Origin of the sequence: Pseudomonas syringae group sp. J309-1 (assembly GCF_032582135.1) — a bacterium.
GTDB lineage: Bacteria > Pseudomonadota > Gammaproteobacteria > Pseudomonadales > Pseudomonadaceae > Aquipseudomonas > Aquipseudomonas quasicaspiana.
This window is the reverse complement of sequence record NZ_JAWHNU010000084.1, coordinates 1-21,380: the sequence shown is the minus strand read 5'-3', so window position 1 is coordinate 21,380 and position 21,380 is coordinate 1. Positions and strand designations below refer to the sequence as shown.

Sequence of the window (21,380 nt, the reverse complement as noted above, 5' to 3'; positions counted from 1 at the left end):
TCGCTGTCGTTGGCTTCTTAAGAATGCCACCGTGGCGCTACTGACGCCTCGGCTTGGGCGAGTCCATCCAATTACGGTAAAACGCGGTCTATGTGGGAGCGAATTCATTCGCGAAGAGGCCGGTACATCCGAAAAGTTTTTAGTGCTTGAAACGCCGCTTTCGCGAATGAATTCGCTCCCACCGGGATCAACGCTTGCAGGCCAACATAGAATCTCCCACAGACAACCGTTTCAGGCGGATCGCAAATCCCTGTGGGAGCCGGGCTTGCCCGCGATATTGGCGACTCGGTTGCATGGCCACACGGCATCATCGTTCATCGCGAGCAAGCTCAGCTCCTACGGGGGGGACACCGTGTTCACTCTGTGAGCCAACTTGTTGGCGAGGCGATGTACCTGTTTTGGTTGAGCTGACTGATCGAATGCCTCGCGAACAAGTTCGCTCCTGCCGGGGTTGGAGTTTTCCAGAAAGTCTTGGAGTACAATGCGCGCCACCGTGATTCTGTTCAAAAAGGTGCGTCATGCAGCCCTTCCTCATTGCTCCATCGATTCTCTCCGCCGACTTCGCCCGTCTGGGTCAGGAAGTTGACTCTGTACTGGCCGCTGGTGCCGACATTGTTCACTTCGATGTGATGGACAACCACTATGTGCCGAACCTGACCATCGGTCCGATGGTGTGCTCGGCGCTGCGTAAATATGGCGTGACGGCACCCATCGATGTGCACTTGATGGTCAGCCCGGTGGATCGCATCATCGGCGATTTCATTGAGGCGGGTGCCAGCTACATCACTTTCCACCCGGAAGCGACGCAGCACATTGATCGCTCGTTGCAGTTGATCAAAGAGGGCGGTTGCAAGGCGGGCCTCGTATTCAACCCGGCGACTCCGCTGAACCTGCTGGAGTACGTGATGGACAAGGTCGACATGATCCTGCTCATGAGCGTCAACCCTGGCTTTGGCGGTCAGAAATTCATCCCGGGGACGCTGAACAAACTGCGTGAGGCACGTGCCTTGATCGATGCCTCGGGTCTCGACATCCGTCTTGAAATCGACGGTGGCGTAAACGTGAACAACATCCGTGAGATCGCCGCCGCCGGTGCTGACACTTTTGTCGCCGGTTCCGCCATCTTCAATACCCCGGACTACAAGCAAGTCATCGACAAGATGCGCGCAGAACTGGCGCTGTCCCGCGCATGAGCGGCTTTGAGCAACTGTTTCCGGGGCGCCTGCCAAAGCTGATCATGTTTGATCTGGACGGCACCTTGGTGGATTCGGTACCCGATCTGGCTGTGGCGGTGGACAAAATGCTGCTTGAACTGGGTCGTCCTGCGGCCGGTCTGGCGCAGGTCAGAAACTGGATCGGCAACGGTGCGCCTGTTCTGGTACGCCGAGCTCTGGCCAATGACCTGGACCACAGTGGCGTCGATGATGCCCAGGCCGGGCAGGCGCTGGAAATCTTCATGAAGTTCTATGCCGAAAAGCATGAGTTCACGACGGTCTATCCTGGCGTTCGTGAAACCCTGAAGTGGCTGCAGAAGATGGGCGTGGAGATGGCGCTGATCACCAACAAGCCGGAGCGCTTCGTCGCACCGCTGCTGGATGAGATGAAACTGGGCCGTTTTTTCCGCCTGATCATCGGTGGCGACACCATGCCGACGAAAAAGCCTGATCCGGCGGCGCTGTTCTTTGTCATGAAGATGACCAATATTCCAGCCTCGCAGTCGCTGTTCGTCGGTGATTCACGCAGCGACGTGCAGGCCGCCAAAGCCGCTGGTGTGCCCTGTGTTGCCATGAGCTACGGCTACAATCATGGTCGACCGATTGAAGAAGAGTCCCCGGCGCTGGTCATTGATGACCTGCGACGTCTGATTCCCGGTTGCCTGGATCTGGACGCTGGGATACTGTTGCCGGAAATCAAAGATCCCTCCTTTAGAGATTCCATCGTGGTGGTCACTCGCAAACTCTGGATGAAAGTCATCAAGGCCTTGGCCCGCTGGCGTTGGCGCGCCTGACTTGAATCCGGCCGGATACGTTTACCGGCACTGTTTGCTTACCTGACTGCTAACCCTCACCAATGAGGCTGATGATGAATCGCGAAGAATTCCTGCGTTTGGCTGCTGCTGGCTATAATCGCATCCCGCTTGCCTACGAAACCCTGGCCGACTTCGACACGCCGCTATCGATCTACCTCAAGCTTGCCGACCAACCGAACTCCTATCTGCTGGAGTCGGTGCAGGGCGGCGAGAAATGGGGCCGTTACTCGATCATCGGTTTGCCATGCCGCACGGTCTTGCGCGTTCACGATCACGATGTTCGTGTCACTCACGACGGCGTCGAGATCGAGCATCTTGAGACCGAAGACCCGCTGGCGTTCGTTGAAACTTTCAAGGCGCGTTACAACGTGCCGACCATTCCTGGCCTGCCACGTTTCAACGGCGGGCTGGTGGGTTACTTCGGTTATGACTGTGTTCGCTATGTCGAGAAGCGCCTCGGCAAATGCCCGAATCCTGATCCGTTGGGCGTGCCAGATATCCTGCTGATGGTGTCTGATGCCGTCGTCGTGTTCGATAACCTGGCGGGCAAGATGCACGCTATCGTGTTGGTCGACCCGGCCCAGCAGGACGCATACGAAAACGGCCTGGCCCGTCTCGACGAACTGATGGAACAACTGCGTCAGCCCATCACTCCGCGTCGTGGCCTGGACCTGACCCGGCCGCAAGCGGCTGATCCGGTATTCCGCTCAAGTTTCACCCAGGATGACTACGAGCGGGCAGTCGATACCATCAAGGAATACATCCTGGCGGGCGACGTCATGCAGGTGGTTCCGTCGCAGCGTATGTCCATTGACTTCAAGGCTGCACCGATTGATCTGTATCGGGCACTGCGCTGCTTCAACCCGACGCCTTACATGTACTTCTTCAACTTTGGCGATTTCCACGTGGTTGGCAGTTCTCCGGAAGTGCTGGTGCGTGTTGAAGACAACCTGATCACCGTTCGCCCGATTGCCGGCACCCGCCCTCGCGGTGCGAACGAAGAAGCTGATCTGGCGCTGGAAGAAGACCTGCTGTCCGATGACAAGGAAATCGCCGAGCACTTGATGCTGATCGATCTGGGGCGCAACGATACTGGCCGTGTTTCGGAAATCGGTTCGGTCCGGCTCACTGAGAGAATGGTCATTGAGCGTTACTCCAACGTGATGCATATCGTTTCCAACGTTACCGGTCAGTTGAAAAGCGGCCTGACGGCGATGGATGCACTGCGGGCGATTTTGCCAGCAGGCACCTTGTCCGGTGCACCGAAGATCCGCGCCATGGAAATCATCGACGAACTGGAGCCTGTGAAACGTGGCGTCTACGGCGGCGCTGTGGGTTATCTGGCCTGGAACGGCAACATGGACACCGCGATTGCGATCCGGACCGCGGTCATCAAGAACGGCGAACTGCATGTACAGGCCGGTGGCGGCATCGTGGCTGACTCGGTGCCTGCGCTGGAATGGGAAGAAACCCTGAACAAACGCCGGGCGATGTTCCGCGCCGTGGCGCTGGCTGAGCAGGAGCAGTGAGGCTTAACCCTGTGGGAGTGGTCCCGGTATCCCTGACACCGCGCTGTCGCGCAGCAAACGGGTGACCTGTACAGACTGTGTGAAAACCCTCAGACAAAAACAAACTGCGCGCGCTCACGTGAAATCTTTAAAAGTTTGTGTGGGTCACAGACCTCAAACTCACGTAGGAGCGCGGTTTTTTGAGCGTTTTTTAGCCAGCTAATTGGCTCGTGAGGTTTTCACACAGCCTGTGTAGGAGCCAACTTGTTGGCGAGACGTCGGACCCGCATCGTCAGAAATTCCGCTTCGCCAACAAGTTAGCTCCTACAAGGTCCGCGTTTCAAATCCATTATTGGAGTGATGTTTGATAGGAGCGGTGCTTGCCCGCGATAAGGCTGGACGCGGTCCACTTTAGATCGCGTCACTCTTATCGCGGGCAAGCACCGCTCCCACAGGGGGGGGGCTGTTTAAAAATCCAGACTCACTGCCAGATTCATCCCTTGCTGGGTGACATCATCATTCTTGCGCCAGTTGTACCCGCCGCGTAGCGTCAGGTCTCGGGTCAGTTTCTGGCTGACGCCAAGTGTGGCGCGGTTCAGATCTCGTTGCGGCGTGTAGCCTTCAAGGGTGAAGTCATTGAGCGGCAGGCTGTTCAAGGCGATGGTCACCTCCTGTTGATCAGTTTCAAACTCCCGCTCATGCGCTACTTCGGCGAACAGCTGCGTCGTTGGGGTGACCTGAAACTTGCCCTGCAAACCAGCACCCAGGCGTCGTGACTTGCGAGTCTGTTCATCAAAGGTCAGTGCCGTTGAGCGAGTGCCTTTTTCCGAATAGCCATTCACGCTCACATATGCGTAGTCCGCGCTGATGAAGGGCGATAAATGCCAAGGGCTGTTGGCGCCCGCGATATCAAATCCCAGTCTTGTACTGGCTCCCCAGATTTCACCATCCGTATCGCCTTTCTCATTCCCTTGGCTGATACCCAGTGCGAATTTGCGCTCGGCATTCTCGTAATCCAGATGTCCACCTGAGGCAGCAAGATCACCCCACCAATGGTTCGCCTGATACTGGACAAAGGCAGTCGCCAGATAACTATTGAGTTTGTAGTCCGAATCCCGATCCCCGGCGTCCAGTTGTTGCCGATAAGCTCCGCCAACCAGACCGATTCGCCAATGATCGGCGAGTCGATAACTGCCGCCAACGGTCACGTTGTAGCCATGACCGTCAGCATTGGCTGAGTTGTCCTGTGCATCAAAGTCCATTTTCTGACCACCTGCGGCGACAATCGCACGCCACTGCCCGACTCCCTGCCAATTACCCCAATCCGCTAGCCATTGGCTGCGCAGTTCATCCTGTTGCGCACGTAGCGTGCCGTTGGCCATCTCTGGCAGCAGGCTGACTTCCCAAGGCGCTGCCAGTAATGAATACGCATAGTCGGCAATCAATCGCTGCCCGGTCACTGTCGGATGCACGCCGTCATTGAACAATAACTTGCTGGGGTCTGGTGTCGCGCTGTTCAGACCATAGGTGCTGTTTTCAGTGCAGCTATTGCCATTGAAGCAAGTGCCAGTCAGATTCTGGCCTGCCGCCAGGCCAAATCGTGCAGGGTCGTCCAGCGTTTCAGACAGAAGCCGCGGAATGTTCAGCGGGATAATCTCGGCATCGATTTGCGCAAGTCGGCTGACCAGTTGCGCGTTAAACGCCCCGCTGAGGATCGAGGTGATAGGTTCAAGGATTGTGCCCGACACTGCTGGCGTCTGGCCGATATCCGGCAGCAGCCAGACCATGATGTATTTCGCCCCAGCTTGTTGCAGCACCTGCGCGCTGTCCGCCAGACGGTCAGCCGCGTCACGAGATTGCGACAGACTCAGTACCCGACCTTGTAAGAAGTCGTTGCCTCCGCCTGTCAGGTAGTACAACGCGTTGGGGTCGGCCCGGAAGTTATTGGCCACCAGATAACCCGGACGAGTGCGAAACACCGTACCGTCGTCCGGGTCAATCACTTTGGACTCGGAGGTGATCGCCTCATACACCTGATCGGTGCGATCGCCACCGACCGCCCAGTTGTTGCCATCTGCCAAACCTGACGCTGCGTTGACGGGTGATGTAGACGGTGCAAGGTCTCCCGGCGCGATATTGAGTTTCATGCCCAGCAAGGTCGATGAATTCAGGCTGAAAACTTCACCGCTACCGTCCCTGTAAGTCGGGCCGGTGCGGTTGGTGAAGCGTAATGTCGCCCCGTTTGGGCCACCGGCATCGGGAAACTGTCCGGCATCGGCCAGACTGTCACCGAACACCACCATGGTTGAATAAGGCGAAGTGGCTGCCCAGCTGGAAGGGCAAGCGTAAACAAGCAGGCTGGCGGCAAGCGCCGTAAACCGTCGGGGTCTGAACATTGTCGGAGTCCTAGTTGTTGTTTTTATGGCTTTACGAAAAAGTAGCTAGCTGGACCACCAACGATAGGCCAAAAAGTCATTAACCGCCCGACGGTGATTATGGCGATCGATTTGTACCCGCTGCTTTACAGTGCTGGCGATTTAATGACTCAAGACATGGATTTTGCTCTTCCTCCTCAGGCTATGTGATATTGCACGCCATGGCCCGGTACGCTAATGTGCCGGAACGTAAAAATGAGACCTCCCCTGTGTTGATCGTCAGCAAACTCTTGATGCGCGTTATCAAGGCTCACGCCCGCTGGCGTTGGCGCGCCTGACTTATTCTCTTCCGGCCTGTCCGGACCTCCTGATACGCCTTTAAAACTCCGCCCTGCCGCTTTTCCGGGCCAACCGCCGGTCGTTACACTAGCGGGCACTCAATCGGCAGCGATTTTGAAGGTTGAAAAAATAGTCAGTAATTCAATGGGTTTAAGCCAAATGCTGCTGATGATCGATAACTATGATTCCTTTACCTACAACGTCGTGCAGTACTTCGGTGAGCTGGGTGCCGACGTTAAGGTGATCCGCAACGACGAATTGACCGTTGCCGAGATCGAAGCCCTCAACCCTGAGCGCATTGTGGTATCGCCTGGCCCTTGTACGCCGAATGAAGCAGGCGTCTCCCTGGAAGTGATCAAACATTTTGCGGGCAAACTACCGATTCTGGGTGTATGCCTTGGGCATCAGTCGATTGGTCAGGCGTTCGGCGGTGACGTTGTGCGCGCCCGTCAGGTCATGCACGGCAAGACCAGCCCGGTGGTTCATGAGGATCACGGCGTGTTCGAAGGGTTGAATCACCCTCTGACCGTTACCCGCTATCACTCGCTGGTTGTCAAACTCGACACCCTGCCTGATTGCCTCGAAGTGACAGCCTGGACTGCGTTGGAAGATGGTTCGAGAGACGAAATCATGGGCTTGCGCCACAAGACACTGAACGTCGAGGGGATCCAGTTTCACCCTGAATCAATTCTGACCGAGCAGGGCCACGAGCTGTTCGCCAACTTCCTCAAGCAAACCGGCGGCACCCGTCAGGGTTAAGGATTCGTTATGACTAAGCCAATGGACATCAAGACCGCTCTGGGGCGTGTTGTCGATAATCTGGATTTGAGCACCGCCGAGATGAGCGACGTCATGCGCGCCATCATGACCGGGCAGTGCACGGAAGCGCAGATTGGCGCTTTCATGATGGGCATGCGCATGAAGAGCGAAAGCATCGATGAGATTGTCGGTGCGGTTTCGGTCATGCGCGAGCTGGCCGACAAGGTTGAGCTGAAAACCCTCGATGGCGTTGTAGACGTAGTGGGCACCGGTGGTGACGGCGCTAACATTTTCAACGTTTCGACGGCGTCTTCTTTCGTGGTTGCCGCAGCCGGTTGTACCGTCGCCAAGCACGGCAACCGCGCAGTCTCGGGCAAGAGCGGTAGCGCTGATTTGCTGGAAGCGGCTGGCGTATACCTCAATCTCACGCCGGTACAAGTGGCGCGCTGCATTGACAGCGTGGGCATCGGTTTCATGTTCGCCCAGGCTCATCATGGCGCAATGAAACATGCCGCAGGCCCGCGTCGCGATCTCGGCTTGCGTACCCTGTTCAATATGCTCGGCCCGCTTACGAATCCGGCCGGTGTGCGCCATCAAGTGGTGGGCGTATTCAGTCAGGCCCTGTGCCGCCCCTTGGCCGAAGTTCTGCTTCGTCTGGGCAGCAAGCATGTACTGGTGGTGCATTCGCAGGATGGCCTGGATGAGTTCAGTCTTGCTGCACCGACGTTCGTGGCTGAACTAAAAAACGGCGAAGTCACCGAATATTGGGTGCAGCCTGAGGATCTGGGCATGAAAAGCCAGAGCCTGTTTGGCCTGAGCGTTGATGGCCCTGAAGCTTCGCTGGTTCTGATCCGCGATGCGCTGGGTCGTCGTAATACCGAACATGGCCAAAAAGCGGCCGAAATGATCGTGCTGAATGCGGGCGCAGCGCTTTATGCTGCTGATCATGCCTACACGCTTAAAGAAGGTGTCGAGTTGGCTCACGATGCGCTTCATACCGGCCTGGCCCGGGAGAAGCTTGAAGAATTGGGTGCCTTTACCGCGGTATTCAAGCAGGAGAATGAAGAATGAGCGTGCCAACAGTTCTGGAAAAGATTCTTGCCCGTAAGGCCGAGGAGGTGGCAGCTCGCAGTGCTTCCGTCAGCCTGGCTGAAGTAGAGAAGCTGGCTGCAGCGGCTGACCCGGTTCGCGGCTTCGCCAACGCGTTGATTGAGCAAGCCAAGCGCAAGCAGCCGGCGGTCATTGCCGAAATTAAAAAGGCATCGCCGAGCAAGGGCGTGATTCGCGAGAACTTCGTACCTGCCGACATCGCCCGAAGCTATGAGAAGGGCGGGGCGACCTGCCTCTCGGTGCTGACCGATGTCGATTACTTCCAGGGTGCTGATGCTTATCTGCAGCAGGCGCGTGCTGCGTGCAAGCTGCCGGTGATCCGCAAGGACTTCATGATTGATCCCTATCAGATCATTGAAGCCCGCGCCCTTGGCGCTGATTGTGTGCTGCTGATTGTCTCTGCGCTGGATGACGTGAAAATGGCTGAGCTGGCTTCGGTCGCGAAAAGCGTCGGGCTGGACGTGTTGGTTGAAGTGCACGACGGCGATGAGCTGGAGCGCGCATTGAAAACCCTCGACACGCCACTGGTCGGCGTTAACAACCGCAACCTGCACACCTTCGAAGTGAGCCTGGAAACCACGCTGGATTTGCTCCCGCGTATTCCTCGTGATCGTCTGGTCATCACTGAAAGCGGCATTCTCAACCGTGCCGATGTCGAGTTGATGGAAATCAGCGATGTGTATTCCTTCCTGGTGGGTGAAGCGTTCATGCGCGCCGAGCATCCGGGTGATGAACTGCAGCGTCTGTTCTTCCCTGAGCGCGGTACGCCTCCGGTGCGCAGCTCTACCCTGGACTGATCATTCCTCGGCTTTGCTTCGACAGGTTTTACAGAGGATCAACATGTCTGGTTCGGTGATTGATATCTGCGTCGAAGCTGGCCTGAAAGCCGAGCAGGACTTGCTTGCCTCAGTCTGTGACGGGAATTCCGATTTTGCATTACTGCTCTGGCGACCGAGCGATCGAGCGCTGGTGATGCCTCGCCGCATGAGCCGTTTGCCCGGATTTGTAGAGGCCAGCGAAACACTGGCTGACAGCGGCTGGCCAATTCTGTTGCGGGAAACCGGAGGTGAGCCGGTTCCGCAGTCGTCAGCCACGGTGAACATCGCCCTGGTTTACGCCCAGCCTGCAAGTGACCCGGATCGCGACCGTATCGAACTCGCCTATCGCCGTCTATGTCAGCCGATTCTGGATGTTTTGAATGAGCTGGGTGGTGCTGCTTCGTTAGGCGAAGTGGAGGGTGCGTTTTGTGACGGTCGCTTCAACGTCAACCTTGATGGCCGCAAGATGGTCGGCACCGCCCAGCGATGGCGCCAGAGCCAAGGTGGGCTGAGGCCTGTCGTACTTGCCCACGGTGCATTGCTGGTCGATAACGAACGGCATGAAATGGTCGCCGCCGTTAATCGCTTCAACGAAATCTGCGAGCTTGATCAGCGCGTGCGAGCCGACAGCCATATTGCATTGCGCGAGGCGTTTGCGGTTGAGGGTGTGTTGGAGAGGTTGGCGCAGACCTATCAGGAAGGACTTTCGCTGTTATCGGAGCAAAGGTGAGCCCACGACCTGTGGGAGCGAATTCATTCGCGAAGAGGCCAGTCCATTCAATGCATATCTATCGCTTCAGATACCGCTTTCGCGAATGAATTCGCTCCCACGGGAGATAAGATTTCAATCCATGCCTATGGGTGATTCAGCGATAGCCCCCGATTGGCTTCTCAACGCGTACCGAACACCACCATCGTCTTGCCTTTGACGTGGACCAGTTTCTGTTCTTCCAGCGCTTTGAGCACCCGGCCAACCATTTCTCGTGAACATCCCACAATACGTCCGATTTCCTGGCGCGTGATCTTGATCTGCATGCCGTCAGGGTGAGTCATTGCATCCGGCTGCTTGCACAAATCCAGCAGCGTACCGGCGACACGGCCAGTGACATCGAGAAAGGCGAGGTCGCCAACCTTGCGCGTGGTGTTGCGTAAACGTTCGGCCATCTGGGCGCCAAGGGCGTAGAGGATTTCCGGTTCCAGCAGCGATATCTCGCGGAATTTGCTGTAGCTGATTTCAGCAATTTCGCACTCGGTCTTGGCACGCACCCAGGCGCTGCGCTCTTTTTCATTTCCGACAGGTTCGAAAAGCCCAAGCTCGCCGCAGAAATCTCCGGAGTTCAGGTAGGCAACGATCATCTCGCGGCCTTCATCATCTTCGATCAGCACGGTGACCGAGCCTTTGATGATGAAGAACAAGGACTCGGAACGATCCCCTGCACAAATGATGTTGGATTTGGCCGAATAGCGGCGACGCTGGGCGTGAGCCAGAAACTTTTCCAGGTGCTTGGTCTTTGATGACAGGGGAATAGCTAGCATTCTTTTGTCCTGAAAAAGTACATCGCCGGAGGCATTGTTAGCGTTATCGGCAGCAGATTGCATTTAGCCAGCTTTTTGGATCTCATTTGAGACCATTTCGGAAATTTCCTACAGGTTGGTCTTAAAGTGGAATTTCTCGGTACGTTCAGAGCGTGGCGAGCGCTGTGCTAAGCTGGCCGCCTTTTCAGCATTGGAGCCCCTGGCGATGAAAGCACGCATTCAATGGGCTGGTGAAGCCATGTTCCTCGGTGAATCCGGCAGTGGTCACGTAGTGGTGATGGACGGCCCGCCCGAGAGTGGCGGTCGCAATCTGGGCGTGCGCCCTATGGAGATGGTGCTGATCGGCCTCGGCGGTTGCAGCAACTTCGATGTGGTCAGCATTCTGAAGAAGTCGCGCCAGCCAGTAGAAAGCTGCGAGGCCTTTCTGGAAGCCGAACGCGCCACTGAAGACCCAAAGGTATTCACCAAAATTCACCTGCATTTCGTGGTGAAGGGCCGTGGCTTGAAAGAAGCTCAGGTCAAGCGCGCCATCGAGCTGTCCGCCGAGAAATACTGCTCAGCCTCGATCATGCTCGGCAACGCCGGGGTCGAGATTACTCACGACTACGAAATCATTGAATTGGGCTAACGACACCCAATTATCATAAAAGCGGCGCACACTCTGGCAGACAGCTCCTGACGTCTGCATAATGCGCCCCTTTTTCAGGGAGCAGGATGCGCAGGTTGTTTGCGGCCGCTCCCGACCAGACAACCAAAATCGCCACCGCGAAGAGGTGTTAACCGTCCTACGCAGCTGAGCTTCGCTCAACTGACGGGCATGCTTGATCACGTGGCTTGGGCCGCACATATATAGAGAGTTTTTAACGGTGAAAAGCAAACTCAAGCTCCACGGGTTCAATAACCTGACAAAGACCTTGAGCTTCAACATCTATGACATCTGCTATGCGGAAACCCCGCAGGACCAGCAGGCTTACGTCGAGTACATCAACAGTGTGTACGACGCCGAACGCCTGACGCGGATTCTGACCGATGTCGTCGATATCATTGGCGCCAACATCCTCAACATCGCCCGCCAGGATTACGATCCTCAAGGCGCCAGCGTGACTATTCTGATTTCCGAGCAGCCGGTGACGCCTACCGAAAGCCAGATCGAAGAGTCGCCGGGCCCGCTGCCGGAAACCATTCTGGCGCACCTCGACAAGAGCCACATCACCGTCCATACCTATCCGGAAATTCACCCGGTTGACGGTATCGCGACCTTCCGTGTGGACATCGACGTGTCAACCTGTGGGGTGATTTCACCGCTTAAAGCGCTGAACTACCTGATTCACAAGTTCGAATCAGACATCGTGACGGTCGACTATCGTGTGCGCGGCTTCACCCGTGACGTTGAAGGCAAGAAGCACTTCATCGACCATGAGATCAACTCGATTCAGAACTACCTCTCTGAAGACACGCGCAACAGTTACCAGATGACTGACGTGAACGTGTATCAGGAGAACCTGTTCCACACCAAGATGCTGCTCAAGAACTTCGAACTGGATAACTACCTGTTCGGCGACGCGACCAGCAATCTGTCCCCGGTGCAACGTGATCAGGTGACCGCCAAGGTCAAACACGAAATGCTGGAAATCTTCTACGGCCGCAACGTTAACGTCGCCGTCTAGGATTCAATGCAAAAAGAAAGGCGCCTGCTGAGGGCGCCTTTTTTGTGCTCGCGATTTATCGGGTTTAAATACGATAAGTGCTTTTGGTCATGAGTTTGGCCAGCACGCTCATGCCGAACTTGACCGGCGCCGGGAAGCGGAAGCCGCCTGCATCCAGCGCGCTTTGTGCGTGGTGTTCTTCGTCGGCACGCATCTGCTCAAGAATCGCACGGGACTTTTCGTCTTCGGCCGGCAGTTGCTCAAGGTGCTCATTCAAGTGTTTGCAGACCTGATCTTCGGTCGCTGCGACGAAACCCAGGCTGACCTTGTCGCTGATCAACCCTGCTGCGGCACCGATGCCGAAGGACAAGCCGTAAAATAGTGGATTGAGTACGCTGGTATGGCTGCCCAACTGGTGAATGCGCTGTTCACACCAGACCAGATGGTCAATCTCTTCTTCTGCGGCATGCTCCATCGCTTTGCGTATATCGGGCAATTTGGCGGTGAGTGCCTGCCCTTGATACAACGCCTGGGCGCACACTTCACCTGTGTGGTTGATACGCATAAGGCCCGCAACGTGTCGGGTATCAACGTCGCTCATTGCGACATCGGGCTGGACGAGAGCTGGCGAGGGACGTGAGGAGTAACCCTTGGACGGCAACAGCGTGCGCATCGCAGCGTCGGCCTGTAAAAGGATACGGTCGATAGGGGAGTAGTGACGTTCGGTAGCCATGGGCACCTCCGGAAAAACCATGGGGCCAGTCTACCCCAATCCGCCAGATGAGGCTTGAGCTGGATCAGCTGGCTAGAGCCGTGGAGGCCTCCAGCCGTACCGCAAGTGTTTGAATATCCGGATTAACCTGGCGGCCAGTTCATTTGACGCTGACCCAGAACGTGCATATGAATGTGATAGACGGTCTGACCGCCCAGCTCATTGCAGTTCATGACCACACGAAATCCATCCTCACAGCCCAGCTCTTTCGCCAGACGTTGCGCGGTGAACAGAATGTGACCGGCCAGACCTTTGTCTTCTTCGGTCAGGTCATTAAGCGTGCGGATCGGTTTCTTCGGGATAACCAGAAAGTGGACCGGTGCCTGGGGGGCAATGTCGTGAAAGGCCAGCACTTGATCGTCTTCGTAGATGATCTTCGCCGGTATTTCGCGGTTGATGATCTTGGTGAACAAAGTATCCACAGCCATTTGCTCCTTGTGGTGGATGGAACGTGCAGATGAATGGACTGCACCGAGTGTACTGAGGGGACCGGCGCGCGCCCAGTGTTTGTCGGTCAGCGCGAGCACACGGACTTGTTGATCAGCCCGGCAATATTGCGACTTACCCAACGTGGGACCAGTCTGGGGCTGAATGTGATCAATCGATTACGCCAACCAGGAATGATCACTGCGCGGTTCTTTGCCAGCGCGCGAACGGTGTAAAGCGCCACTTCTTCGGGGCTCATCATTTTCTCGTTGCCGCTTTTGCCCACTTGCAGTTGGGCTGTACGGAAAAAGCTGGTGCGTGTTGGGCCTGGGCACAAGACCGATACTTTGATCCCGTTCTTCTTGACCTCTTCACGCAGCCCCTCCGAGAAATGCAGCACGTAAGCTTTGCTTGCGTAATAAGCGCTCATCCACGGGCCTGGGCTGAACGCAGCCACAGATGCAACGTTGAGAATCTGTCCGCCACCCTGCAGCGCCATCAAATTACCGACCGTGTGGCAAAGGCGGGTGAGGGCCAAAATGTTTAAGTCAATCAGGTCCTGCTCCAATCCCCAGTCCTGGGCCAGGAATGGACCGGATGTTCCGATACCGGCGCAATTGACCAGCAGGTCGATCTGGTGCGCACCTTCTTCTTCCAGTTCCAGCAGAAAACCTGACAGGCGCAAGGGTTCGCCCAGATCGCAGGCGCGAATCAGTACCTCTACGCCGAAACGCTGAGTCAGTTCAATGGCGATCGTTTCCAGCTGATCGCGCTGACGGGCGACGAGTAACAGGCTCCGTCCTCTGCGCGCCAAGGCTTCGGCCATGGCCAGGCCAATTCCGCTGGTTGCCCCGGTGATCAAGGCGTAACGGGTCATGCGGTTCTCCGTTGAACGTAGTGCGGGCCGCGGAGTTTAGTCCAGGGTCTGGACGACAGGCTATTGATCGTCATCAGGCAGTGACTGCTCATATTGTGTGGTGACGTCCGACAGCTCTTCTTTCAGTGAAAGGAACCCACCAGTCAGTGTGGTGATCACGGACACGCCAATGAACAGAATCCACATGCATGCCAGCAGGATGACGCCACGGTTATTAGGGGGCGGCGGCGGGCCATAGCGGTTGGCTCCCTTGTTGCCCGGGGCGAAAATCAGAAGTAGAGGCAACACAAAGCCTATGTAGGGCACCAGGTATAAACACAGCAGCCACGCCGACCATCCTGCATCGTGCAGCCGTTGAGCACCTATCTGAAGGCCAACCAGGAAGAATGCCGCTCCGACAATCGCCAGCAACAAGCCGCCGCCAACCAAAGAGGCGCTCATGATCACTGAACATATGCCTGCAGCAATAAAGCCTGTGACAACCAGCACTGATATCCACGCCAGGTAACGTACACGCCCAATTCGCCCCTGAAAGCTGAAGATTTTCAGTTCTGATTGTTTTGTCTCGTCATCTATGACACTTGCGCGAGGTGGTGCGTATGGCGAAGTCGGCACTGGCTCAGAGGACTGTAGCGTCGGCGAGGTATCTTCTACCTCTTCAATGTTCAGGATTATTACGGGGTCACTTTCGATGCGCGCCTCGACACCAGCATCGTTAAGCGCTTTAAGGTAGACCTGAGCGTCGGCCTGAGTCAGCCCTCGCTTGAGGGCGACGGGCTTGCCGCTGAACAGATTGTCTACAGCGGTGACTTCACTCTTGAAAAGGCTAGCAAGATTGAGCTTGGCAGTTTGCAACTCAACACCGTTACGCAACTGCCCTTCGAACACAATCTTGAACAGCGGGGTGGTCATGCTTGGCTTCCTTGTCGTGAGAAGGGCAACGCGGACCGGCTACGGAAGAGCAGACGGTCCCGTCAGAAGATTAGAAAGGTTTAACCACCACCAGAATGACGACTGCCAGCAGGATCAATACAGGAATTTCGTTGAACCAGCGGTAAAACACATGGCTACGGCCATTTTCGCCACGAGCGAAGCGTTTGACCTGTGCGCCACATACGTGGTGATAACCGATCAGCAGAACGACCAGTGTGAGCTTGGCATGCATCCAGCCCTGGCTCATGTACCCCGGCACCAAAGCGATAAGCCAGATGCCAAAAATCAATGTCGCAATCATCGCCGGGCCCATGATTCCCCGGTACAGCTTACGCTCCATGGTACAGAAGCGTTCACGGCTGACCGCGTCCTCGCTCATGGAGTGGTAAACGAAAAGTCTTGGCAGGTAGAACAGCCCTGCGAACCAACAGACCACTGAAACGATATGAAAAGCCTTGATCCATAAAAGCATTTTTAGTTATTCCCAGGTTCACGGTATGCAAATAGTAGTGGCTTGAGCGCCCATACGTCACGTTGTCGGTTGTCGCAGACGCGCCAGGCCCATATTATCGACGGCTTTCCAGTTGGTACGTTGAGGGCAGGTTATGGTCAAGGTCGGTATCGTCGGCGGCACGGGTTACACCGGTGTCGAGTTGCTGCGTCTGTTGGCACAGCATCCGCAAGCTGAAGTGGTCGTTATTACTTCTCGATCCGAGGCAGGTCTGCCTGTTGCTGATATGTACCCTAATCTGCGCGGCCATTATGATGGCCTGGCATTTAGCGTGCCTGACATTGCAACGCTTGGTGCCTGTGACGTCGTCTTCTTCGCTACGCCTCACGGCGTCGCGCATTCCCTTGCAGGCGAACTCTTGAATGCCGGCACTCGGGTCATCGACCTGTCTGCTGACTTCCGTCTGCAAGACTCCGTGGAGTGGGCGAAGTGGTACGGTCAGCCTCACGGCGCGCCGGAGCTGCTCAAGGATGCAGTTTATGGTTTGCCGGAAGTTAACCGTGAGCAAATCAAGCAGGCTCGCCTTATTGCTGTGCCAGGGTGCTATCCAACCGCCACGCAACTGGGTTTCCTGCCATTGCTGGAAGCCGGGCTTGCCGATAACACGCGCCTGATTGCCGACTGTAAGTCCGGTGTTAGCGGGGCAGGTCGTGGCTTGAGCATCGGCTCGCTGTACTCCGAGGCCAATGAAAGCTTCAAGGCTTATGCGGTCAAGGGCCATCGTCACTTGCCAGAAATCACCCAAGGGCTGCGTCGCGCGGCTGGCGGCGATGTTGGTCTGACCTTCGTCCCACACCTGACGCCAATGATCCGTGGTATTCACTCCACGCTGTACGCCACAGTCGTCGATAAGTCAGTTGATCTGCAGGCGCTGTTCGAGAAGCGTTATGCCAACGAGCCGTTCGTGGATGTGATGCCTGCTGGCAGCCATCCGGAAACCCGCAGCGTGCGCGGTGCCAACGTTTGCCGTATTGCGGTCCATCGTCCGCAGGGCGGGGATCTGGTCGTGGTCCTCTCGGTTATCGACAACCTGGTCAAAGGTGCCTCGGGCCAGGCCGTACAGAACATGAACATCATGTTTGGGCTGGACGAGACGCTGGGTCTGTCCCATGCCGGGATGATGCCCTAGAAGCAGTTTTTAGCTTCAAGCTTCAAGCTTCAAGAGGTTGGTGCGACCACTTGTAGCTTGAGGCTTGAAACTTGCCGCTGCTCTGGAATAGTTGACCAATTTTCTCGGAGAAGCGGATAATGCGCGTCATTACGCATTATGACGGCTTAGCGCCGGGAGATATTTAACATGAGCGTCGAATCCTTCACTCCAACGGCTTTGCAATTCACCCATGGTGCTGCGCACAAGGTGAAGACCCTGGTCGATGAAGAGGGCAACGATCGCCTTAAGCTGCGTGTATTCGTGACTGGCGGCGGTTGTTCCGGGTTTCAGTACGGTTTCACTTTCGATGAAGACGTCGCCGACGATGACACCATCGTTGAGCGCGAAGGCGTAAGCCTGGTGGTCGATCCAATGAGCTTTCAGTACCTGGCGGGTGCTGAAGTGGATTATCAGGAAGGTCTTGAAGGTTCGCGTTTCGTTATCAAGAACCCTAACGCTTCCACTACTTGCGGCTGCGGGTCTTCGTTCTCGATCTGATTGTCCTGCACACATAAAAACGCCGCGCAAATGCGCGGCGTTTTTGTTTGTCTGGAGTCAGGCCGGGTAGATAGCGCCCAGCACTCGCAGACCCTGAGCGCCCGTGACGGTCGGACGGTTGGCAGGCACGCCTTCCAGGCAGCAATGCGCCAGCCAGGCAAACGCCATGGCTTCTACCCAGTCAGGGTCAACACCAAAGGCGGCCGTACTGCTGACTTTGGTATTAGGGAGCAATTCCGCCAGGCGATTGGTCAGTGCCACGTTGTGCGCACCGCCGCCACAGATCAGCAGCTCCTTGGTTTCCGACTGAGCCGATTGCAGGGATTCTGTAATCGACAGAGCGGTTAGCTCCATCAATGTCGCCTGTACGTTTTCGGCAGAAAGCGTCGGCAGCTGGAACAGATGGTGGTGCAGCCAGCCGAGGTTGAACACCTCCCGTCCTGTGCTCTTCGGACCCTTGGTCAGGAAGAACGGATCGCTGAGTAGCGCTTTCAGCAGGGCAGGATCAACTTTGCCACTTGCGCCCCATGCGCCGTCACGATCAAAACCTTCACCGCGCTGCGACTGAATCCACGCATCAAGCAAAACGTTGCCTGGGCCGCAGTCAAAGCCGGTTACCGGCCTGTCCAGTTCGATAAGGCTCAGGTTGCTGAAACCGCCAATGTTGAGAACGGCACGACGGTCTTTATTGTCGTCGAACAGCGCCTCATGAAACGCGGGAACCAGAGGTGCGCCCTGACCACCAGCCGCGATGTCGCGGCGACGGAAATCGCTGACTACGGTGATCTCGGTCAGCTCAGCCAGCAGCGCCGGGTTGCCGATCTGGATGCTGAAACCTCGAGCGGGCTCATGGCGGATGGTCTGGCCATGGCTGCCGATGGCGCGAATCTGGCCAGCGACCATACCTTGTTGGGTCAGAAGCGTCAGTACGCCTTCAGCTGCCAGGCGAACCCACTTCTGTTCAGCGATCGCTGCACGAGCCAACTCGTCCGGTCCGCTGGAGCAAAGCCCTAGCAACTCGGCGCGCAAGTCCTCCGGCATCGGGATGTAGTGAGTTGCCAACAGTCTTGGCCGGTCATCCTGCTCAACAAGGGCGATATCGATCCCATCGAGACTGCTGCCGGACATCACACCTATATAAAAGAAGGCCATGGCTTATCGTTTGCTCGAGGCCAGCATGGTGGCCTTTTCCTGATCCATACGAGCCATCAATGGCTGGCTCTGCTGCATGAACCGCTGTTTTTCGGATTTGGCGATCGGATCCGCCATCGGCAATTTACGACCCAGAGGGTCGACGTGCACGCCATTTACCTGGAACTCATAGTGCAAATGCGGGCCTGTCGACAGACCGGTAGTACCAATATAGCCGATCACCTGACCTTGTCTGACGGTGCTTCCAGTCTGAACGCCTTTGGCAAAGCCTTGCATGTGACCGTACAGCGTACGGTACGTATCGCCGTGCTGAATGATTACCGTGTTGCCATATCCGCCGCGACGGCCTGCCAGCAGTACCTTGCCGTCGCCGGTAGCTTTGATCGGCGTACCGCGTGGCGCTGCATAATCGACGCCTTTGTGCGCGCGGATCTTGTTCAGGATGGGGTGCTTGCGACCCATGGAGAACATTGAGCTGATGCGGGCGAAGTCAACGGGCGTGCGGATGAAGGCCTTGCGCATGCTGTTGCCGTCGGCGGTGTAGTAGTTGGTGTTGCCCTGTTTGTTGGTGTAACGAACTGCGGAGTAGGACTTGCCCTGGTTGGTAAAGCGGGCAGAAAGGATATTGCCGGTGCCTACCGTTTTGCCGTTGATGACCTTCTGCTCGTAGATGACGTCGAATTCGTCACCCTTACGGATGTCCTGAGCGAAGTCGATGTCGTAGCCAAAGATGTTGGCCATGTCCATCGTCATGGTGTGCGAAAGGCCTGCACGCTGTGCGGACTGTGACAGGGAGTTGGTGATCACGCCGTGTATGTAGGCCGTACGCACGTCTGGCTTGCTGATTTCACGATTGAACGTGAAGCCACTGTCCGTTTTGGACAAGCTGATGCTTTCCAGCTGGCTGAGCTTGGTGTGCAGTTGCTTCAACTGACCTTCTGGCGTCAGTTCGAATTGCAGGACCTGGCCATCCTGCAGGCGGCTGAATTGTTTGGCTTCCTTATTACTGGCCATGACTTCATGCACGGTCGCAGCTGGAAGGCCTACCTTTTCAAACAGAGTGGACAGGGTGTCCCCTCTGGCTACGGTAACTTCCCGATGGTTGGGATTCTTGGGTGCAGCAGCCGCCACTGCGCTGTCTGCGGTGGGCTGGGGTTCATTGGCCGCATTGCTCTCAGTTTGCTCATCGCCATTGTCGATCTGGGCGAATGGAGAATCTGTTGCCGAATGTGTGGCTTCAGTCGTTTCCAGAGCGTCTTGGTTAGGTGCGCTTTGATCAGCAGGCGCTTCCATATCAAGATTCAAAACGGTTTTTTTAGCTTCGACTTCGCTTGAGGGAAAAACCAAGAGCGCCAGGCTTAACAGGGCGGCGATGCCGCTGGCTGCGAGCAGGTGAGTCTTGGGATAAAGCGGTGGCGCTTTAGGCGGCGTGTCTATCATAGGTAATTTGACTTTGAAAAAAGATGAATTGGAAAAGATGAATGACATGATGAAGATGAAATAACTGTATAAAATATAACCAAAACCTGTGCGAAGCAACCCTGCGGATGAATCGGCTTTCGATTCGTCCCGCAATGCTGGGCAAAACTTGTAATTGGGCGCTGATCTTGTATGGTTGGTCCCCTTTTGAAAACGGCTATTTGTAGGGGATGGATATGAGGTCGGTTGAAGAGCAGCTAGCGCTGATCAAGCGTGGGGCAGATGAGCTTTTGGTTGAGGCCGAGCTTGTGGCCAAGCTCAAGCGTGGTCAACCGCTGCGTATTAAAGCCGGGTTCGATCCTACGGCACCTGACCTGCACCTGGGTCATACCGTGCTTATTAATAAGCTGCGTCAGTTCCAGGAGTTGGGGCATCACGTCATCTTTCTGATTGGCGACTTTACCGGCATGATCGGTGATCCAAGTGGCAAAAGCGCCACGCGTCCTCCGCTGACCCGTGAGCAGGTTCTCGACTACGCCGAGACGTACAAATCCCAGGTATTCAAGATTCTTGATCCTGCCAAGACTGAGGTGGCTTTCAATTCTACGTGGATGGACAAGCTGAGCCCTGCGGATTTCATTCGTCTCTCGTCGCAGTACACCGTGGCGCGGATGCTTGAGCGTGATGATTTCGACAAGCGCTATAAAAGCAGCCAGCCAATCGCTATCCACGAGTTCCTCTATCCGTTGGTGCAGGGGTACGACTCTGTCGCTCTTCGTTCCGATGTCGAGCTGGGTGGTACCGACCAGAAATTCAATCTGCTGATGGGGCGCGAGTTGCAGCGCGCCTATGGGCAGGAAGCGCAGTGCATCCTCACCATGCCTCTATTGGAAGGTCTGGATGGTGTGAAGAAGATGTCCAAGTCGCTGGGTAACTATGTAGGTATCCAGGAAGCGCCGGGCGTTATGTACAGCAAGCTGGTTTCGATCCCGGATGCATTGATGTGGCGTTACTTCGAGCTCCTGAGCTTCCGCTCTATGGAAGAGATCAACGGCTTCAAGGCTGATTGTGAGAAGGGTGCAAACCCGCGCGACATCAAAATCAAACTGGCTGAAGAGATCGTCGCCCGTTTCCATGGTGAAGAAGCTGCTGCTAGTGCGCACCGCTCTGCGGGTAATCGTATGAAGGAAGGCGAGCTGCCAGACGATTTGCCGGAAATATCGGTAGGTGCTCCTGAAGATATGCCGATCTCAGCCGTCCTTAATAAGGCAGGGCTGGTTAAGAACTCCGCAGTCGCCCGGGATCTGCTTGCTTCGGGTGGCGTGCGTATAGATGGTGAAGTTGTTGATCGCTCGTTCGTCTTTAAGGTGGGAGCGACTCATGTTTGCCAGGCTGGGAAGAAGGCTTTCGGGCGTATTACGCTCGTTTTGGAATAAAGCGTGAAATAGGGGTTGACGGCCTCTCTAATCTCTCTATAATTCGCACCTCTTCTGGCGCAGACAGAACGAAAAACTCCTTGATA

Annotated in this window: 21 protein-coding genes; 12 read left to right on the top strand and 9 right to left on the bottom strand. The window is 56.0% G+C overall.

Annotated features, from left to right (window positions below; genetic code table 11):
* Positions 1-518: 518 nt before the first annotated feature.
* The 3 genes from rpe (at position 519) to trpE (ending at position 3,558) form a co-directional block, all read left to right on the top strand.
* Complete coding sequence (gene rpe, locus RX972_RS27440) at positions 519-1,193, top strand: ribulose-phosphate 3-epimerase (protein ID WP_027900674.1); 675 nt, start codon at positions 519-521, stop codon at positions 1,191-1,193.
* Complete coding sequence (locus RX972_RS27435) at positions 1,190-2,008, top strand: phosphoglycolate phosphatase (protein WP_316880250.1); 819 nt, start codon at positions 1,190-1,192, stop codon at positions 2,006-2,008. Before rpe ends, RX972_RS27435 begins: the two co-directional genes overlap by 4 nt.
* A 74-nt stretch (positions 2,009-2,082) precedes the next feature.
* Positions 2,083-3,558: an anthranilate synthase component I gene (trpE, locus tag RX972_RS27430; RefSeq protein WP_316880248.1), complete on the top strand. Its 1,476-nt coding sequence runs from the start codon at positions 2,083-2,085 to the stop codon at positions 3,556-3,558.
* 446 nt (positions 3,559-4,004) lie between these two features.
* Here the strand turns inward: trpE and estP are convergent, their stop codons facing one another.
* Positions 4,005-5,933 carry an esterase EstP gene (gene estP, locus RX972_RS27425; RefSeq protein ID WP_316880246.1) on the bottom strand — a complete coding sequence of 643 codons (1,929 nt, stop codon included), beginning with the start codon at positions 5,931-5,933 and terminating at the stop codon, positions 4,005-4,007.
* A gap of 477 nt (positions 5,934-6,410) precedes the next feature.
* Between estP and RX972_RS27420 the strand changes: the two genes are divergently transcribed.
* The 4 genes from RX972_RS27420 to RX972_RS27405 are packed head-to-tail and all read left to right on the top strand — an operon-like array spanning position 6,411 to position 9,668.
* The gene (locus tag RX972_RS27420; protein WP_027900670.1) at positions 6,411-7,010 is read left to right on the top strand and encodes an aminodeoxychorismate/anthranilate synthase component II; all 600 of its coding nucleotides are present in this window, start codon (positions 6,411-6,413) and stop codon (positions 7,008-7,010) included.
* Positions 7,011-7,031: 21 nt separating this feature from the next.
* The gene (trpD, locus tag RX972_RS27415; protein WP_316880251.1) at positions 7,032-8,081 is read left to right on the top strand and encodes an anthranilate phosphoribosyltransferase; all 1,050 of its coding nucleotides are present in this window, start codon (positions 7,032-7,034) and stop codon (positions 8,079-8,081) included.
* On the top strand, positions 8,078-8,917 hold the full coding sequence (gene trpC / locus RX972_RS27410) for an indole-3-glycerol phosphate synthase TrpC (RefSeq protein WP_099268455.1): 840 nt from the start codon (positions 8,078-8,080) through the stop codon (positions 8,915-8,917). The genes trpD and trpC overlap by 4 nt, the downstream gene beginning before the upstream one ends.
* Positions 8,918-8,960: 43 nt before the next feature.
* Positions 8,961-9,668 carry a lipoyl protein ligase domain-containing protein gene (locus RX972_RS27405; protein WP_316880241.1) on the top strand — a complete coding sequence of 236 codons (708 nt, stop codon included), beginning with the start codon at positions 8,961-8,963 and terminating at the stop codon, positions 9,666-9,668.
* Positions 9,669-9,829: 161 nt separating this feature from the next.
* Here RX972_RS27405 and crp read toward each other — a convergent pair whose 3' ends face one another.
* On the bottom strand, positions 9,830-10,474 hold the full coding sequence (gene crp, locus RX972_RS27400) for a cAMP-activated global transcriptional regulator CRP (RefSeq protein ID WP_122706939.1): 645 nt from the start codon (positions 10,472-10,474) through the stop codon (positions 9,830-9,832).
* Positions 10,475-10,679: 205 nt separating this feature from the next.
* On the opposite strand from crp, the gene RX972_RS27395 reads away from it, so the two are divergent.
* Both RX972_RS27395 and speD read left to right on the top strand, forming a co-directional pair.
* On the top strand, positions 10,680-11,102 hold the full coding sequence (locus RX972_RS27395; RefSeq protein ID WP_027900665.1) for an OsmC family protein: 423 nt from the start codon (positions 10,680-10,682) through the stop codon (positions 11,100-11,102).
* Positions 11,103-11,340: 238 nt separating this feature from the next.
* Entirely contained in the window at positions 11,341-12,141 is an 801-nt protein-coding gene (speD, locus tag RX972_RS27390) for an adenosylmethionine decarboxylase (protein ID WP_027900664.1), read from the top strand.
* 64 nt (positions 12,142-12,205) lie between these two features.
* Here the strand turns inward: speD and coq7 are convergent, their stop codons facing one another.
* From coq7 to hemJ, 5 genes are all read right to left on the bottom strand, one after another.
* On the bottom strand, positions 12,206-12,853 hold the full coding sequence (gene coq7, locus RX972_RS27385) for a 2-polyprenyl-3-methyl-6-methoxy-1,4-benzoquinone monooxygenase (RefSeq protein WP_231668019.1): 648 nt from the start codon (positions 12,851-12,853) through the stop codon (positions 12,206-12,208).
* 122 nt (positions 12,854-12,975) lie between these two features.
* Positions 12,976-13,314, bottom strand: a complete 339-nt coding sequence (locus RX972_RS27380) for a histidine triad nucleotide-binding protein (protein WP_027900662.1) — start codon at positions 13,312-13,314, stop codon at positions 12,976-12,978.
* Between the two features lie 92 nt (positions 13,315-13,406).
* Entirely contained in the window at positions 13,407-14,195 is a 789-nt protein-coding gene (locus tag RX972_RS27375) for an SDR family oxidoreductase (protein WP_316880234.1), read from the bottom strand.
* Positions 14,196-14,255: 60 nt separating this feature from the next.
* A complete protein-coding gene (locus RX972_RS27370) occupies positions 14,256-15,107 on the bottom strand; it encodes a DUF805 domain-containing protein (RefSeq protein ID WP_316880233.1) in 852 nt (283 codons plus the stop codon).
* Between the two features lie 70 nt (positions 15,108-15,177).
* On the bottom strand, positions 15,178-15,600 hold the full coding sequence (gene hemJ, locus RX972_RS27365; protein WP_231673298.1) for a protoporphyrinogen oxidase HemJ: 423 nt from the start codon (positions 15,598-15,600) through the stop codon (positions 15,178-15,180).
* Between the two features lie 133 nt (positions 15,601-15,733).
* Here hemJ and argC point away from each other — a divergent pair, with 133 nt between their 5' ends.
* Together argC and erpA are read left to right on the top strand one after the other, a co-directional pair.
* Positions 15,734-16,768, top strand: a complete 1,035-nt coding sequence (argC, locus tag RX972_RS27360; RefSeq protein ID WP_316880229.1) for an N-acetyl-gamma-glutamyl-phosphate reductase — start codon at positions 15,734-15,736, stop codon at positions 16,766-16,768.
* 168 nt (positions 16,769-16,936) lie between these two features.
* Entirely contained in the window at positions 16,937-17,287 is a 351-nt protein-coding gene (gene erpA, locus RX972_RS27355) for an iron-sulfur cluster insertion protein ErpA (protein WP_027900658.1), read from the top strand.
* 57 nt (positions 17,288-17,344) lie between these two features.
* On the opposite strand, the gene RX972_RS27350 is transcribed toward erpA, so the two are convergent.
* The gene (locus tag RX972_RS27350) at positions 17,345-18,439 is read right to left on the bottom strand and encodes an anhydro-N-acetylmuramic acid kinase (protein ID WP_099268450.1); all 1,095 of its coding nucleotides are present in this window, start codon (positions 18,437-18,439) and stop codon (positions 17,345-17,347) included.
* Positions 18,440-18,442: 3 nt separating this feature from the next.
* A complete protein-coding gene (locus RX972_RS27345; protein WP_099268449.1) occupies positions 18,443-19,879 on the bottom strand; it encodes a peptidoglycan DD-metalloendopeptidase family protein in 1,437 nt (478 codons plus the stop codon).
* Between the two features lie 215 nt (positions 19,880-20,094).
* Here RX972_RS27345 and tyrS point away from each other — a divergent pair, with 215 nt between their 5' ends.
* A complete protein-coding gene (tyrS, locus tag RX972_RS27340) occupies positions 20,095-21,294 on the top strand; it encodes a tyrosine--tRNA ligase (RefSeq protein WP_122395513.1) in 1,200 nt (399 codons plus the stop codon).
* Positions 21,295-21,380: the final 86 nt, after the last annotated feature.